This is a genomic window from Enterococcus sp. 2201sp1_2201st1_C11_2201SCRN_220225 (genome assembly GCF_040925905.1).
GTDB classification, from domain to species: Bacteria; Bacillota; Bacilli; order Lactobacillales; family Enterococcaceae; genus Enterococcus_C; species Enterococcus_C asini_A.
Genome location: NZ_JBCOJC010000023.1, coordinates 1 through 16,521, shown reverse-complemented (window position 1 = coordinate 16,521; position 16,521 = coordinate 1). Strand labels below are relative to the sequence as shown.

16 protein-coding genes and 1 pseudogene are annotated in these 16,521 nt (G+C 42.1%); 14 read left to right on the top strand and 3 right to left on the bottom strand.

The features are described 5' to 3' along the window. Nucleotides 1-92: 92 nt before the first annotated feature. From AB5754_RS07695 to AB5754_RS07685, 3 genes are all read right to left on the bottom strand, one after another. On the bottom strand, nucleotides 93-2,027 hold the full coding sequence (locus AB5754_RS07695; RefSeq protein ID WP_368251985.1) for a fructose-1,6-bisphosphatase: 1,935 nt from the start codon (nucleotides 2,025-2,027) through the stop codon (nucleotides 93-95). A gap of 217 nt (nucleotides 2,028-2,244) precedes the next feature. Continuing rightward, a complete protein-coding gene (spxB, locus tag AB5754_RS07690) occupies nucleotides 2,245-3,966 on the bottom strand; it encodes a pyruvate oxidase (RefSeq protein WP_368251986.1) in 1,722 nt (573 codons plus the stop codon). 114 nt (nucleotides 3,967-4,080) lie between these two features. Next, entirely contained in the window at nucleotides 4,081-4,782 is a 702-nt protein-coding gene (locus AB5754_RS07685; RefSeq protein WP_368251987.1) for a TIGR00266 family protein, read from the bottom strand. A gap of 146 nt (nucleotides 4,783-4,928) precedes the next feature. On the opposite strand from AB5754_RS07685, the gene AB5754_RS07680 reads away from it, so the two are divergent. From AB5754_RS07680 to AB5754_RS07615, 14 genes and pseudogenes are all read left to right on the top strand, one after another. Next, nucleotides 4,929-5,888 carry an alpha/beta hydrolase gene (locus AB5754_RS07680; RefSeq protein WP_368251988.1) on the top strand — a complete coding sequence of 320 codons (960 nt, stop codon included), beginning with the start codon at nucleotides 4,929-4,931 and terminating at the stop codon, nucleotides 5,886-5,888. Between the two features lie 213 nt (nucleotides 5,889-6,101). Further along, on the top strand, nucleotides 6,102-6,365 hold the full coding sequence (locus tag AB5754_RS07675; protein ID WP_311832805.1) for a (4Fe-4S)-binding protein: 264 nt from the start codon (nucleotides 6,102-6,104) through the stop codon (nucleotides 6,363-6,365). Between the two features lie 34 nt (nucleotides 6,366-6,399). Beyond that, nucleotides 6,400-6,675 (top strand): GNAT family N-acetyltransferase, encoded by a 276-nt coding sequence (locus AB5754_RS07670; RefSeq protein ID WP_311832806.1) that lies wholly within the window; start codon nucleotides 6,400-6,402, stop codon nucleotides 6,673-6,675. 97 nt (nucleotides 6,676-6,772) lie between these two features. Next, complete coding sequence (secG, locus tag AB5754_RS07665) at nucleotides 6,773-7,009, top strand: preprotein translocase subunit SecG (RefSeq protein ID WP_311832807.1); 237 nt, start codon at nucleotides 6,773-6,775, stop codon at nucleotides 7,007-7,009. Nucleotides 7,010-7,150: 141 nt separating this feature from the next. Next, entirely contained in the window at nucleotides 7,151-7,906 is a 756-nt protein-coding gene (locus AB5754_RS07660; RefSeq protein ID WP_368251989.1) for an alpha/beta hydrolase, read from the top strand. Continuing rightward, the gene (gene rnr, locus AB5754_RS07655) at nucleotides 7,903-10,311 is read left to right on the top strand and encodes a ribonuclease R (protein ID WP_368251993.1); all 2,409 of its coding nucleotides are present in this window, start codon (nucleotides 7,903-7,905) and stop codon (nucleotides 10,309-10,311) included. Before AB5754_RS07660 ends, rnr begins: the two co-directional genes overlap by 4 nt. A 38-nt stretch (nucleotides 10,312-10,349) precedes the next feature. Then, the gene (smpB, locus tag AB5754_RS07650) at nucleotides 10,350-10,808 is read left to right on the top strand and encodes an SsrA-binding protein SmpB (protein ID WP_311832809.1); all 459 of its coding nucleotides are present in this window, start codon (nucleotides 10,350-10,352) and stop codon (nucleotides 10,806-10,808) included. 446 nt (nucleotides 10,809-11,254) lie between these two features. Continuing rightward, nucleotides 11,255-11,983, top strand: coding sequence for a F0F1 ATP synthase subunit A (gene atpB, locus AB5754_RS07645; RefSeq protein ID WP_368251990.1), 729 nt, complete (start codon nucleotides 11,255-11,257; stop codon nucleotides 11,981-11,983). Nucleotides 11,984-12,031: 48 nt separating this feature from the next. After that, a complete protein-coding gene (gene atpE, locus AB5754_RS07640) occupies nucleotides 12,032-12,244 on the top strand; it encodes an ATP synthase F0 subunit C (RefSeq protein ID WP_010753091.1) in 213 nt (70 codons plus the stop codon). 97 nt (nucleotides 12,245-12,341) lie between these two features. Then, a complete protein-coding gene (atpF, locus tag AB5754_RS07635; RefSeq protein ID WP_368259534.1) occupies nucleotides 12,342-12,866 on the top strand; it encodes a F0F1 ATP synthase subunit B in 525 nt (174 codons plus the stop codon). Then, nucleotides 12,853-13,392, top strand: a complete 540-nt coding sequence (atpH, locus tag AB5754_RS07630) for an ATP synthase F1 subunit delta (RefSeq protein ID WP_311832812.1) — start codon at nucleotides 12,853-12,855, stop codon at nucleotides 13,390-13,392. The genes atpF and atpH overlap by 14 nt, the downstream gene beginning before the upstream one ends. 31 nt (nucleotides 13,393-13,423) lie before the next feature. Further along, nucleotides 13,424-14,995 (top strand): F0F1 ATP synthase subunit alpha, encoded by a 1,572-nt coding sequence (gene atpA / locus AB5754_RS07625; RefSeq protein WP_311832813.1) that lies wholly within the window; start codon nucleotides 13,424-13,426, stop codon nucleotides 14,993-14,995. A gap of 101 nt (nucleotides 14,996-15,096) precedes the next feature. Next, nucleotides 15,097-15,999: a F0F1 ATP synthase subunit gamma gene (locus AB5754_RS07620; protein ID WP_311832814.1), complete on the top strand. Its 903-nt coding sequence runs from the start codon at nucleotides 15,097-15,099 to the stop codon at nucleotides 15,997-15,999. 73 nt (nucleotides 16,000-16,072) lie between these two features. Beyond that, nucleotides 16,073-16,521, top strand: a pseudogene (locus tag AB5754_RS07615) (F0F1 ATP synthase subunit beta); the annotation flags it as partial.

Genomic DNA, 16,521 nt, shown 5'->3' with positions numbered 1-16,521 from the left:
TGGTTTTTTGACCCAGTGAATTTATGGTAGCAAAAATTTTGTCTCTTCGTAAGCAAAAAATTTCTTTTTTTCATTATTTTTCAGAAAAATTATTACATCGTGTTTTTCAATGGTTCCGCCTCTAAGTATGCCAGCAAGTGTTCCAAGTCATTAATCTGTCTTAATAGACGCCGACCGATAGTAGTATCGCGAATTAATGTCTTGTGGGGGATTTTATCCACCACGTGTTTTACGCCCAAATCTTCTTTTTGCCGGGTTAAAACGTCGGCTACCGAAGTAAAGGGTTGGTGGGTGACGATTTGAAAGCCGATGGAATTGTACAAAAGGGTGTACCCAGCGATGCCTGTGGTCTTTTGATATGCCTTGGATAAGCCGCCGTCAATCACAAAAAGTTTGCCTTCCGCTTTAATGGGGCTTTCTCCTGCTTCGGCTTTTACGGGCGTATGACCATTAATGATATGGGCATTGTCATGGGTTAATCCAAATGTCTCCAAAATCATTTCACAAATTGCTTTTTGGTTGCGCAATTGATAGTAAGGATTTTTGACTTCTTTGTGGGTGGTGACATCGTCGATAAAATAGCGCTCAAACGTAGTCATTTTATCTTTACCAAACAATGGTGAAAAGCGACCACACCAAGCATACCAGTAAAAGTCGGTGGCAAAATCAGTATGAGATTGAGGATTTTGCAGGCCTTGGCGCAGGATTTGCTCCATGACATCTAAGAGTTCTTTACCGGCGTAGTGCTGGCCTTTGATTTTCACGGATTGAAATTCACCAGTAGCGCTTAGGGGCAAGCAACCGTGAAATAAAAGCTGACCGTTATAGCGCAGATACATACTACCTTTTTGGGCTAAGAAATTCATATGTTTGCTCATTTTTTCTGAGCTTTGAAAAGAAGCCAATAGCGCGTTTACCACTCGTTCTTCTTCTTTTGTTAATTCATAGGGAGAAGTTGGGTCAATGGTTTGAAAACAGGTATTGGTCAAGGGATACCACTGGTTATCAATTTGCACACGTTGATTGGCAAAATCCACTTGTTCTAATAAGAGACGATTGTCTAATTGTAAATCGGGACGACGTTTAATCAATTGGCCTTCTAATTTAAATTGTAGAATGGTCAAAGCTTGGTGGACTTTTTCTAAACTTTGCAGATCTTCAAAATCATAGGTCTTATTTTGGCGGATACCCGGGGTAAAGGCAGGATTTTTTTGGTAATGCTTTTCTCCATACGTAAAGAGAGGGCGGAGGTTGAGGCCATAGGAGTCTTCAATTTCATAGAGATAGTTATAACGTGCGGCAATACGCAATAAATTCATCAAGCAAACCGCAGATCCCGCAAAAGCGCCAAGCCAGATGATATCGTGATTCCCCCACTGAATATCCACCGAATGATGATTGATTAATAAATCCATCACTTGATCTGCCGCCACTCCTCGATCAAAGATATCACCCACCACATGAAGATGGTCCACTACGAGGCGTTGAATGGTCTGACATAACGCAATTAGCAGTTGATCGATTTGGCCTAATTGAATCAATTTGTTGATAATTACTTTATCGTATAGTTCTTTATATTCTTCTTCTTCTCTGCGATAAATCAATTCTTCTAATAAATAGCTAAAGGACTGAGGGAGAGCTTTGCGTAGTTTGGAGCGGGAGTATTTATTGGCACAAAACTTGGTGAACTCGATTAATTCACTTAAGCGCGTAGTATACCAAGTGGTAGAAAAAGAGGTTTTTCTAGCTAGGCTTTCTTTGGGATAATAGATAAAAAGGGCTAGCTGTTCCAAATACTCAGGTTTTTTGCGGCCATCAAAGAGGATAAAAAGTTTTTCCCGAATATTGCCGGCACCATTTTTCAGAATATGGGCAAAGGCAGCTGCCTCTCCGTGGAGATCACTGATATAATGCTCCGTTCCTTTGAGCAAATTTAAGATTGCTTCTAAGTTGATTAATTCGGTATAGATATCTTCTTTACATTGGAATTCTTTGTAAAGCAACTCGTAATAATTTTTAGCGTTCATTCACTTTCTCCCAGTTCCCAAGTTTTTCTTTCTCTCATAAGTTATTTTGAAACTTGTATTTAAAAAGATAATAACTTAATAATACTGATTGAAGTCTAGTTTGTAAATGGGAAATTCGGATTTTTGAGTTGGTTTCTGGAGATTGGTATAGTTACAACTGGACAAAATAATTCTAAATAAAAACTCCCTCAAGTTGATTTGAGGGAGTAAGAAATGATTAAAGCAAACTTTTTAAGGTTGGCATATCATGAACTTGATAGAGTTCTTTAAAGGCTTGGATATCTGCCTCTGAGTAGTGGTCAGAATCTAGCTGTAATGCTTCCACTGGTAGGGGATTATCGTTTTTAATTTTGACTTCGATGACCACTGGCCCCTTAGCGTTTTGAGCTGCGGTAAAAGCAGGCTCTAATTGGTCATATTGAGTAACGGTAAAGCCGGTTGCTCCTAGTGCTTCAGCAGCTTTACCAAAGTCAGCATCCGCTAAATCGACTCCGAAAAGTGCAGAGTTGGTGTTTTCTTGTTCGGCTTGGATAAAGCCAAAGGAATCGTTAGTTAAAACGACATTGATAATTGGCAATTGGTATTTTACTTGGGTGATAATGTCCGGCATATTCATGGCAAAACCACCGTCCCCTGATAAAGTGAAGACTTGGCGTTTAGGGAAATGGGCTTTGGCAGCAATGCCTCCGGGAACGCCGTAGCCCATGGTAGCAAACCAGCCCGATGTGGTAAAGGCTTGGCGACCGTTTAAGTTCAAATGACGGACCGAGTGAGTGGTGACATTGCCCACGTCAACGATAAAAATCGCATCATCTTCAGCGATTCGATTGATTTCTTTATAGACAGGTTCAGGACGCAAACGCCCACCGTCGTCAAATTCATCAAAGCTGTGACGCCAGTTATGCCAGTTTCGCACATTTTCTTGATTGGCTGCTAGCCATTTGTCACTAGGCCGAGGTTCACCTAGTTCCACAAGGCGCGCTAAGGTTTCAGCACCGTCTCCAAGAATCGCTACATCTACTGGATGACGGCGGCCAAATTTAGCACTGTCGATGTCAATTTGAATAAATTTAGCATGAGGATTGATAAAAGCACCGGCAAAAGGCATATCACTGCCCACAAAGACCACTAAGTCTGCCAGAGCTAAAGCTTCATTGGCCGGTTTAGTGGCTACTCGGGCACTGGACCCTAAGGCATTTTCAAATTCATCGGCCAAAATCCCCTTTGCTAGCACTGCATTTACCACCGGCATGCTGAAATGTTTTGAGAAGGCTTTGATTTCTGATTCGTGGCCCCGTAAGCCTTGACCGATAAAAAGCACAGGTTGTTTTGCTTCAGCCAAATAAGGTAGGGCTTTTGTTACTTGGGCTTCATCTAGCTGAGGCAAACTAGTCTGGTAAGTTTTAGCTGAAATAGGATAGTCGTCTTCGATTTCTTCAAAACCGTAGTCTACGGGGATGGTAACGACTGCTACTCCTTGATATTTGTAAGCAGCTTGAATGGCATCTTCCACCACATGTGGCAGGCTTTCTGGATTCATGACAGTGCGATTGTAGACACTAACATCTACATAGAGAGGATTTTCATTCATCTCTTGGAAGTAATTGTAGTTCATGAATTTACTGCCTACTTGTCCTAATAAGACCAACAAAGGCACGTGGTCCATTTTGGCATCGTATAAGCCGTTGATTAAATGAGTTGCTCCAGGGCCAGCCGAGCCAAAGGTGCAGGCGATTTTTCCTGAGAGTTTCGCTTCAGCTGCTGCGGCCAAAGCTCCAGCTTCTTCGTGACGGACTTGGATGTAATCCATATTTCCTTGTTCTTTGTACAAGGCTTCCATAGTGGAATTAAAGGAGCCGCCAGGAATCCCGTAAACCCGATCGATTCCCCAAGCTTTCATGACGCGCAACATGGCAACACCAGCAGTGATTTTTGACATGTTCTTCACTTCTTTCTTTAAATTTGACATCCTATGTTCTTATTGTATGCCGGTCTTTAAAAAATGTACAAAAAAGACTCTCGTTCAAAAGAAGGAGAGTCTGAAATTCTTGATTTAATTACTGCTTTTGGTGATGTAAGGATCCAATAAGCCTGCCAAAGCTTCCACATTGCGGCTTTGAATCAACACGGTGCCACTACCGTTAAAGGTGTTAACCAAGCCTTCTCCGGTTTTGAAACCAAAAGTACCAGAAGCCACTTCAATGCGATAGTCCAAGCTAGTGCTCCAGGCCAAAACATGATGATTGTCCACCACTAAAGGTTGGTCGCCAGTTAATGTGATTTCCATAATATCCCCGTAGCCGGAAATTAACATGGTTCCGTTTCCTGTGGTTTCCATTACAAAGAGTCCGCCCGTACCACCAAATAAAGCACCACTAATTTTTTGGCGTGCCATATTGTATTGGACGTTACCATCAGAAGCCAGGTAAGCGCCGGTGTTTAAGCGCCATTGTTCTTGCCCAATGGCTAATTCACGAATGGTCCCCGGTGTTCCTGGAGCGATGGCGATCAGGGCGTTGTCACTAAGACCGGTGGCAGTGGTAATAAAGAAACTTTCGCCACTGGTTACCGAACGTCCTACTGCTCGCAATGCGCCGCCGATACCTTTTTTCCCATTGGCATTCATGTGGCCTTCTAGGTTTATTTGCCCATTGTGATAAACCATGGCCCCTGATTCCAATTTGATTGCTTCGCCTTTTCCCAATTGGACTTCCACTAAAGGAAAGACTGATTGAGATGTCAGTTGGTATTTCATAAAATCCCCACTTTCTATGATGTATTCCAATTTTGATTATACGCTATTTTAAATCATTAAGCTCTTTTAAAGGAGACGAGTTCCATTTGGTGACGGATAAAGAACCATGGTACACTGAAAAATAGATAAATGATGAAGGTGAAAACATGAACTTTTGGCTTTGGCTCATAATAATAGGAATCGTTTTTATAGGCATTGCTTTGCTAGTGGGATTTTGGTATTTGAATCGCTGGGCAAAGTTTTATGTAAATGCCGCAGTAGAACGAGAAAATGATTGGTTCGCCACAGAAGGCGCGGCTTTATTTGATAAATCTTGGCAACAACGCACCGATGAAGAAGACCATGCAGATGCAGACTTTTGGCTACGAGAAGTGACTTGGAAAATCACTACCCAAGATCGTTTGAAACTGACTGCAGCTAGTTTTACTCAAGACAGCCATCGCTGGGTGATCGCTTTACATGGTTACCGCAGTACCGGCTTTCAAGATATGAATGATGTGGCCCAAGTTTATTTTGAAAAAGGCTACAATGTGTTAGTTCCAGATCTGAGAGGTCACGGTCGTAGTGAAGGAAAAATTATCGGCTTAGGTTGGTTGGATCGTCTGGATTTGGTCCAGTGGATTGATGAAATTATCGCCCAAGATTCTCAAGCAGAGATTATCCTTCATGGCTGTTCCATCGGTGGTGCAACAGGTTTAATGGCTAGCGGGGAAAAATTGCCAGCACAAGTCAAACTTTTTATCGCTGACAGCAGTTTTACTTCAGTGTACAGTGAGTTTAAATGGCTTTTGCGCCGTTATACGAAATTTCCAGTGAGTCGCTTTATGGTTTTGGCAAATCGATATGCAAGAAGAAAAATGGGGTACTCTCTAATAAAAGCTTCGGTGACTCGTCAGTTAGGAAGCAATCACTTACCCGTGTTACTTCTCCATGGTGAAAAGGATGAATTTGTCCCGGTAAAAGAACTGACAGCTTTAGCCAAGGCCAGTGCGTTACCTGCTGAAACAGCGGTCTTTTCCGATTGTGGTCATTTGGAAGCGAAGGAACAAAAACCCAAAGAGTACTGGCAAACCGTCTTTACCTTTATTGAAAAATATCTCCCTTGATTTTAGACCGAAAGTGATCTCTCAATTTGTTTGAGAATTTCGTTTTCGGTCTCTGTTTGCTTTCAAGAGAACAATTATTTGCGTTTTTTTTAGGCTCTCGTTAGAATGAATTTACAAGGTTTGTTTGGTTCGATTCTGATTGAAGAGCCGACTAAAACAAACATTTGCTTAATTTTTTATGAAGATAGAATTGATTTTAAGGGGATGTTTTTTATGGAAGGAAATAAAATTGGCGGCAAAGAAAATACGGAAGAATCCTTACTAGCTCAAGGATATCGGAAATATTCTGGTAAAGAGATCGATATTTACTACAACAAGGATATCTGTGCCCATGTAGGTAACTGTGTTCGAGGCAACGGGGCAGTCTTTGAAGTTGGCCGCAAGCCTTGGATTTTAGCCGATAATGGAGAAGCAGAAGACAACGCTCGGGTGATTAATACTTGCCCAACTGGTGCTTTGAAATTTGTACGAAAATAATAATGCCACTCATTTTGAGAAAGTAGGTTGAATTATGGAAATCAAAGAAGAAAAAAATCGCATGGTTTTACTAACGGATACAGGTGAAGAAGCAGGAGAGATGACGTGGTCGACAGCAGGAGACAGCTTGATTATCATCGATCACACCTTTGTAGATGATGCTTATCGTGGTCATCAATACGCCCAACAATTAGTAGCTGCCGGCGTAGAAATGGCTCGAAAAAAGAACTTGAAAGTTTTACCTTTATGTCCTTTTGCTAAAAAAGAATTTGCGGAAAAACCAGAATACGGCGATGTTTTGCGTAAATAGTTTTCATCGAGAAAGCCCAGAATTCTAGCTAGCCAAATTTCTTGGAATATGCTAAAGTGTAAGAGACGTATTTTGCAAGGAAGGGAGCTAGCGCGTAATGTATAACTTTCTCTTGGCAGTGGTCATTATTTTATCTGTTTTGATCATTATTGCCGTTATGATGCAACCAAGTAAACAAAACAGTGCAGCCAGCGCATTTAGTGGTGGGGCAGGCGAACTTTTCGGTAAGCAAAAAGCTCGTGGCTTTGAAGCTGTCATGCAGCGGGCAACAGCTGTGATGAGTGGAGTCTGGATGATTCTTTTATTCGTCTTGGCGATTTTGTCATCAAAATAAGCACTTGATACCGTGACCTTGCCATAAGGTCACGGTTTTTTTATAGACTAATGATGTAAGCTTGGGTAGGATTGTAGCCAGTTTGGCAGATAGGTACCGGTGTTCTGGTTTCCTGTGCTAAAATAAGTGTGAGGTGATTTGATGAAGACTCGTTTACCTAAACCATTTTATAGTAAGAAAAGTTCGCGAGGGGTATTGCTGCTCCATGCTTATTCAGGCAGTGCCAATGATGTACGGATGTTAGCTCGAGCTTTGGAAAAGGAGAATTACACCGTTTATGCACCCATTCTAACTGGCCACGGAACACCAGACCCTTTGGATGTTTTAGCGGCTTCTGTCAGTGATTGGCAGCACGATGTACGTCAAGCAGTAGCCAAGTTAAAAGACGATGGCGTGAGTCAATTGGCAGTTTTTGGTCTGTCCATGGGAGGAATTTTGGCTATGGACTTGTTGATAAGTGATGAGGAAATATTAGCTGGTGGGGCGTTTTGCTCGCCTTTATTTCCTAGTGAGAATCAAGTTACTAAAAGTTTTTTAGACTATAGCAAGTACCTCTATCAAAAACAAGAACTACCAGCAGCACAGCTGACAGAAAAACTTCAGACCATTGAACAAAAGCAACCTCAGCAATTAGTTGCCATTGAAGCATTAGGTTTTCAAGTAGCCCGTCGCTTACCTGAATTGAGACGGCCGGTATACGTCGCTCAAGGGGGAAAAGATGAAATGATTGATCCGACCACTGCTTACGAAACCTTGAGAGCTTTAAGCAAAACCGACGTGAGTTTCCATTGGTTTGCTAAGAGTGGCCATGTGATTACCGTTAGTGAAGAACATCAACAATTTGAAAATACAGTAGGCCAATTTATTGAAAATTTGCCATGGAATGAGGAGAAATAGTGAAAGATAGTAAAGAACAGATACGGCAGTTTATTCGCCAGAGTAAAAAAAGCAGTCTCTCCCCAGAAGAACTGGCAGCTGGCCTTGGTTTGCAGAAAAGCGGTGATTACAAGGCTTTGATTCAAACCGTGGCGGCCATGGAACAAGAAGGCAGTGTGGTTTTTACCAAAAAAGGTAAAATCCAGTTGCCACCTCAAAATGTGTTGTTAGAAGGAATTTTCCGGGGCAATGAACGAGGCTTTGGCTTTGTGAATTATGACGAGGAAGAAGAAGACATTTACATTCCCAAAGATCAAACGGGTTATGCCATGGATGGAGATACCGTGGCAGTGGACATTACCGCAGTAGCCGATCCTTTTAAACAAAAAGGGGCAGAAGGCAAAGTGGTGGAAATTCGCAAGCGAAACATAAGCCAGCTTGTAGGAGAATTCACTTTGTTTTCGGAAGAAGAAATCGCCGAGACAGATCTTTATGGTGTGGTAAAACCGAAAGATAAGAAATTAGCGGCTTTTCAAATCTTTGTGGCTGCAGAAGGCATTCGCCCAGTGGATGGCAGTGTGGTACAAGTGGAAATCACTCATTATCCGGAAAAAGGCTATGCTTCTAGTTTAGAAGGTTTGGTGACCAGTGTTTTAGGTCATAAAGATGATCCGGGGATGGATATTTTATCTATTGTCGTAGCTCACGGTATCCCATTGGAGTTTCCTGAGCCGGTACTCGCTCAAGCTAATGAAGTTCCGGACACAATTGATCCTGCTGATTTTCCTGAACGTCGGGATTTACGAGAGCAATTGGTGGTAACCATTGATGGGGCCGATGCTAAAGATTTAGATGATGCGGTGACGGTGCGCAAATTGGAAAATGGTCATTATTTTCTAGGGGTGCATATTGCCGATGTTTCTTATTATGTTACCGAAGATAGTCCTTTAGATGGAGAAGCTTTTGAGCGAGGCACCAGTGTTTATTTAACTGACCGAGTGATTCCCATGATTCCCCACCGCCTTTCAAATGGGATTTGTTCTTTAAATCCCAATGTGCCCCGGTTGACCATGAGTTGTGAGATGGAAATTAACCAAGAGGGAAAAGTGGTACACCATGAGATTTTCCCAAGTATCATCCAAACAACGGCCCGTATGACCTACACCAGTGTTAATGAAATACTGGAAGAACACAATTCAGAAACGAGAGCTCGTTATCAAAATTTAGTGCCGATGTTTGAAGATATGGCAGAGCTTCATGAAATTTTGACGAAGATGCGAGAACGTCGAGGGGCAGTCTCTTTTGAAGATCGCGAAGCCCAAGTAGTCGTAGATGAAGTCGGTCATCCAGAAGCGATTGTGCTACGCAGTCGTGGGGTGGGGGAAAAAATGATTGAATCCTTTATGTTAGCCGCAAATGAAACGGTGGCAGAGCATTTTAACAAACGTCATTTGCCTTTCTTGTACCGGATTCATGAAGAACCAAAAGAAGATAAATTGCGCCGCTTCTTTGATTTTGCGGCTACATTAGGCTTAGTGGTCAAGACTACAAAAGGCAGCATTACTCCCACTGATTTGAAAAAAATCGTCGAAGAAGTGGCCGACAAGCCAGAATCCTTTGTGGTGAATACGATGCTTTTACGCTCGATGCAACAGGCCAAATATTCAGAAGTGAATTACGGTCACTACGGCTTAGGGGCAGATTACTACACCCATTTCACTTCGCCAATTCGCCGTTACCCAGATTTAATCGTCCATCGCTTGATTCGAGCATATGGGGAAGACATCAGTAAGAAAAACCAAGAGAAGTGGGCGGAAAAATTACCAGAAATCGCCCTGCACAGCTCTCAAATGGAACGTAGAGCAGTGGAATGTGAGCGAGAAGTGGATGGCATGAAAAAAGCCGAATACATGGCAGCTCATGTGGGAGAAGAATTTGAAGGCATTGTCAGTTCGGTGGTGCGCTTTGGACTCTTTGTGGAATTGCCTAACACCATTGAAGGTATGATTCACATTACCAATTTAAAACAAGATTACTTCCATTTTATGGAAACGCAATTGGCACTTGTGGGGGAACGTACAGGATTGACTTTTAAAATCGGCCAAAAAGTCAAAGTAAAAGTGATTAAAGCCGACCCAGTCACTCAAGAAATTGATTTTGAACTAGTGGAAGCAGAAGAAGTTACCCCTATTGCGAGACAAGAAAATCGTAAACGCCGACGAGCTCGCGAAAAAAATCAAAAAGGCCGCAACCAAAACAAAGGTAAGGATAAGTCGAAATACAAAGGCAAGAAAAAAGGCGAAGGGCACTCTCAGTCTAGTAAACAAGGTAAGGCGAAGAGTAATAAAAAGAAAAATTATTCAGGAAAAGGCACAAATGCTAAGAAGAAACCTTTTTACAAAGTAATTAAGAAAAAAGGTAAGTAATGACGTGTCAAAACTGAGACAGGAGGAACTACGACCATATGCCAAAGGGAGCCGGCAAGTTAATTGCCCAAAATAAAAAAGCCCGCCACGACTACACCATTGTGGACACTGTAGAAGCCGGGATTGTCTTACAAGGTACTGAAATTAAATCAATCCGCAATAGCCGCATTAACTTAAAAGACGGTTTTGTGCGAATTCGTAACGGAGAAGCATTTTTAGTAAATGTCCATATCAGTCCCTATGAACAAGGTAATATCTTTAATCATGATCCACTGCGTACCCGGAAACTGCTTTTACACAAAAAGCAGATTGACAAGCTTTACGGAGAAATGAAACAACAAGGAATGTCCATTGTGCCATTAAAAGTCTACTTAAAAGATGGCTATGCCAAAGTCTTAATCGGGCTAGCCAAAGGGAAAAAACAATACGACAAACGGGAAAGCTTAAAGCGCAAAGACCAAGAGCGACAAATTGCCAGAGTCATGAAGAACTATTAAAAAAACTAATCGGTACAATGATAAATTTTAAAAAAATTATCATTGTGCCTTTTCTATAGAAAATAATTGACAATGAAAAGCTTTTCATAGGGAGATAGAAAAAACAAAAGAAATGTCTGAAGGGTTTTTCTCATTTTCTTCTAATGAAATCCTTTTCCGGTTTAGAAGGGCAATTGCTTTATAATTTCAGGGCTTTTTGGTAGCATTTAAGCCATAATAGGAAAATATTTTGAAGTTTCCTAGGTCAAATGGATCAAAGTGAGTAGCCACAAAAAAATCCTCCCATAAAAAATTCGGCAAAACTTCTTGATTGTCTAATTTTCGTGAAAATACTTTGAAATTTTCTTTTCATGGTGGTATGATTCGGTTGGTTATTCACTCAGAGCCTTTTTGGCGGTGTTTTACCAGTGTTTCTCAGGATTTTGCAGGAAAAGAGGTGAAAAATTTTGGAGGAAAAAACCTTGCTCTTCCATATCGGTCCGATTTGGTTTGATGGCACGGTAGTATTGATGACACTGTTAACCTGTTGCATTGTGTTTGCACTCGTTTTCATTTGTACCCGAAATTTGCAGCTAAAGCCAAAGGGAAAACAAAATGTAATTGAATTCTTGATTGATTTTGTCCGAGGGATTTTAAAAGACAGCTTGTCATCCAAGGAAGTCACCAACTTCCACTTGCTATCGGTGACCTTATTCTTATTTGTCTTTGTTGCCAATGAGATTGGGTTAGTCACCAAGTTGGTCTTCGAACACGGAGGCGAAGAAATCTCCATCTGGAAAAGTCCCACAGCCGATCCAATCGTTGCTATGTCACTAGCCATGATGATGATTGTGATGACCCATTATTTTGGGGTAAAGAAATTCGGCTTTGGCGGTTACATCAAAAATTCATTCCTGCAGCCGGTCAGCTTCTTGCTTCCCATTAAGCTGATAGAAGAGTTTACCAATGTTATCACATTAGGTTTGCGTCTATACGGGAATATATATGCTGGGGAAGTACTGCTAGGACTAATCGTGACGATGGCGAATTCACTAGGTTGGTGGTCACTGCCGGTGGTAATGCCACTGGAAATGATCTGGATTGCCTTCTCAATCTTTATTGGGGCGATTCAAGCTTACGTATTCGTAACCTTGTCCATGGTATTCATGGGTCACAAGGTAGAAGCAGAACATTAACAATCGGTTTTTCAAAATTATTTTTCATATAATAGGAGGAAATTAACAATGAATTATATCGCAGCAGCAATCGCAGTATTAGGTGCGGCAATCGGTGCCGGCTACGGTAACGGTCGCGTTATCTCACAAACTTTAGAATCAATGGCTCGTCAACCAGAAATTGCTGGACAATTACGTTCTACCATGTTTATCGGGGTTGCCCTTGTAGAAGCTGTGCCAATCTTGGGTATCGTAATTGCTTTTATTCTCGTATTGATGTAGTAAATAAGAGCGGAAAATGTAACGGATTCTCGTTGCTTTCTGCTTTTTTGTATGAGGAATCACCTGCATTTTATGCAAAGAAAAGGAGCACAAGCGTATGCTAGATCATTTGGTACTTGCGGAGATCACCCATACGACACTAAGTAGTATCATAGTGGTGACAGGATCATTTACGATCCTCTTGGCCCTCTTGAAGAAATTCGCCTGGGGACCAATCTCAGAAATAATGAAGAAACGTGAAGATCAGATCGCCAATGATTTAGATTCAGCCGAACAAGCGCGGATCAATGCTGCCAAGTTAGAAGAAGAACGTCAAGTAAAATTGATGTCTTCTCAAACGGAAGCTGCTGAAATCATTAAATCCGCCAAAGATAGTGGAGAAACAAGCCGTCAAAAAATCTTAACTGAAACCAAGGATGAAGTAAGCCGTTTGAAAGAAAAAGCCCAAGCGGATATTCATTTGGAAAAAGAAGCAGCCTTAACTAGCGTCAAAGATGACGTGGCTGATCTTTCCTTGCAAATCGCAGCGAAGATTTTAAACAAAGAGCTTACTCCACAGGCTCATGAATCATTAATCAACGACTATATCGAAGGTCTGGGTTCACAAAATGAAACTCGATAAATACACCGTAGGCAAACGGTACGGCAAAGCCCTCTTCGAATTGGCGGCAGAGGCGGGACAAACCGAGCCAGTCTACGAAGACTTGTTGCAATTGCGACGGATTTACCAAGAAATTCCTGATTTAGGCAATATGCTCAGTGATGCCCGCTTAGATCAAAGCGCCAAAAGCACATTGATGGGGCAATTGACCTCAGGTTTTGAAGGAATCGTCAAAAATTTCTTGCTTGTCTTGCATCGTTACAATCGTATGGCGGACTTACTCTTTGTCATTGATGAATACGAAAAGTACTACGACCAAGAAAAAGGCTTGCTTTTGGGTCAGGTGACTACGGCGGTAGCCTTGGCGCCAGAACAAAAGCAACGTCTGGAAGCTTCTGTGGCCAAACGCCTAGGTTTCCAAGCGGCGCAACTAGAAGAAAAAGTTGATCCAAGTATCGTGGCGGGTGTTGTCGTCCAAGCTCAAAATTGGGTGATTGACGGTAGCGTAGCAAACCAATTAGCCAAAATACGGGAACAATTGAAGTAACAGCTACGAGAATGATAAAGAGGTGAATCGAATGGCCATCAAAGCTGAAGAAATCAGCGCTTTGATTAAAGAGCAAATCAAAAATTACCAAAGTGAGCTTTCAGTCGAAGAAGTCGGCACCGTCACCTACGTAGGGGATGGGATTGCCCGGGCCCACGGCTTAGAAGGCGCCATGAGCGGTGAATTACTAGAATTCGCCAATGGCACTTATGGTATGGCACAAAACTTAGAAACAAATGATGTAGGGATTATTATCCTAGGGGACTTTGAAAACATTCGTGAAGGAGACAAAGTCAAACGAACTGGTAAAATCATGGAAGTTCCAGTTGGAGACGCGATGATTGGCCGGGTTGTAAACCCACTAGGTCAACCAATCGATGGCTTAGGTCCGATTAAAACAGATAAATTCCGTCCCGTAGAAACCATGGCTCCTGGGGTTATGCAACGGAAATCCGTTTCGGAACCAATGCAAACCGGCTTAAAAGCCATTGACGCATTGGTGCCAATTGGTCGTGGACAACGGGAATTGGTCATTGGTGACCGGAAAACCGGGAAAACTTCCATTGCGATTGATACGATCATCAACCAAAAAGGTCAAGATATGATCTGTATTTATGTCGCAATCGGGCAAAAAGACTCCACCGTTCGGGCACAAGTGGAAACATTACGTCAATACGGCGCAATGGATTACACAATTATCGTTTCTGCTGGGGCATCTCAACCAGCACCAATGTTATACATCGCACCTTATGCAGGAACTGCTATGGGTGAAGAATTCATGTACAACGGCAAACACGTGTTGATCGTATTTGACGATTTGTCAAAACAAGCCGTGGCTTACCGTGAACTTTCCTTGCTATTGCGTCGGCCACCAGGTCGTGAAGCATACCCAGGGGATGTTTTCTACTTGCATTCTCGTTTATTGGAACGGGCAGCTAAACTTAGTGATGAACTAGGTGGCGGTTCAATGACCGCGTTGCCATTTGTAGAAACCCAAGCGGGGGATATCTCAGCTTATATTCCAACAAACGTAATTTCCATTACCGATGGACAAATCTTCTTGGAAAGTGACTTGTTCTACGCTGGGGTTCGACCTGCCATTGATGCTGGACTTTCCGTATCACGGGTTGGGGGCTCTGCTCAAATCAAAGCCATGAAGAAAGTTGCTGGGACTTTGCGTTTGGACTTGGCTAGTTATCGTGAACTAGAAGCATTTACTCAGTTTGGTTCTGATTTGGACCAAGCAACCCAAGCAAAATTAAACCGTGGACGTCGTACTGTGGAAGTTTTGAAACAAAAACTACACAGCCCACTAGCAGTAGAAAAACAAGTTGTTATCTTGTACGCTTTGACCCATGGATTTATTGACAGTGTGCCTGTAGCAAAAGTGTTGGATTTCCAAGACTTCTTGTTCGAACAAATTGAAAACAATCATAACGACTTGTTTGAAACAATTCGCACAACAAAAGACTTACCAGCAGATGCTGATTTGGATGCTGCAATTAAAGAAGCAAAAGATTTATTCATGGCTTCTAACAGTAAAACTTCCACAGCGGAAGAAAAAGTTCGTTCGATTGAAACAGAACGGGAAACTGCTAAGTAAGCAAGGAAGACCACTGTTCTGACCAAGACGGCCTAGTCAAATTTTGACCTTTTGCAAGTCAACGTTTTGACAAGCCGTGATAGGAAAGGGGGAAAAGACGCATGGGTGCTTCCCTTAATGAGATTAAACAACGGATTACCTCAACGAAGAAAACCAGCCAAATCACAAAAGCGATGCAGATGGTTTCTGCTTCAAAGTTGACCAAATCCGAAAGCCACTCCAATAATTTTCAAATCTATGCCCATAAAGTTCGCGAGATTGTTACTCATATGACCGCTCAAGAACTAACGGACATTTATACGAATAATGTGCAAGATGGTGTGAACTACAACAGCATGCTCATGGCTCGTCCGGTGAAAAAAACCGGCTACATCGTCATTACCTCTGATGGAGGCTTAGTTGGTGGCTACAACAGCTCAATTTTGAAACAAATGATGACTATGTTAGAAGATGATCATGACTCTCAAGAAGATTATGTCATGATTGCCATCGGGGCTACTGGAGCAGACTTCTTTAAAGCCCGGGGAATTAACTTGGCCTATGAATTGCGAAATTTGTCAGATCAACCAAGTTTTGATGAAGTTCGAAAAATCGTGACCATGGCTACCACCATGTATCAAAATGAAGTCTTTGATGAGTTGTATGTTTGCTACAATCACCACATTAATTCACTGACAAGTCAGTTCCGGGTAGAAAAAATGTTACCAATTACTGACTTGGATCCAGATGAAGCAGAAAGCTATGAACAAGAATATTTGTTTGAACCTTCGAAAGCCGATATCTTGGATCAACTGTTACCTCAGTATGCGGAAAGTTTGATTTATGGCTCCATTGTGGATGCTAAAACTGCTGAACACGCTGCTGGGATGACAGCTATGAAGACGGCAACGGACAATGCGAAGAACATCATTGATGATTTAACCATCTCGTATAACCGGGCACGCCAAGGGGCTATTACCCAAGAAATTACCGAGATTGTGGCCGGAGCAAGTGCTCTGGAATAATTTCGACGTTTACTGAATAGCGATGAATGAGTTTTATACTGCTATTCAAATGTGTATATAAGGAGGAAAACAAATGAGTTCAGGAAAGATTGTTCAAGTAATCGGTCCCGTTGTCGACGTGGAATTCTCATTGGATCAATCCTTACCAGATATCAACAATGCCCTTGTGGTGTATCGCAGTGACGATCAAAAACGTATCGTTCTAGAAGCGACCTTAGAGCTTGGGGATGGGGTCATCCGGACGATCGCAATGGAATCAACCGATGGCTTGCAACGGGGGATGGAAGTTGTCGATACCGGCAAACCAATCTCTGTTCCTGTAGGGAAAGAAACACTAGGACGGGTGTTTAACGTCCTGGGAGATACCATCGATATGGAAGGCGAATTTCCAAAAGATGCTCCTCGTAGTAGTATCCACAAAAATGCGCCTGATTTTGACCAATTAAGCACCAGTACTGAAATCTTAGAAACTGGGATTAAAGTTATCGACTTGCTAGCTCCTTACTTAAAAGGTGGGAAAGT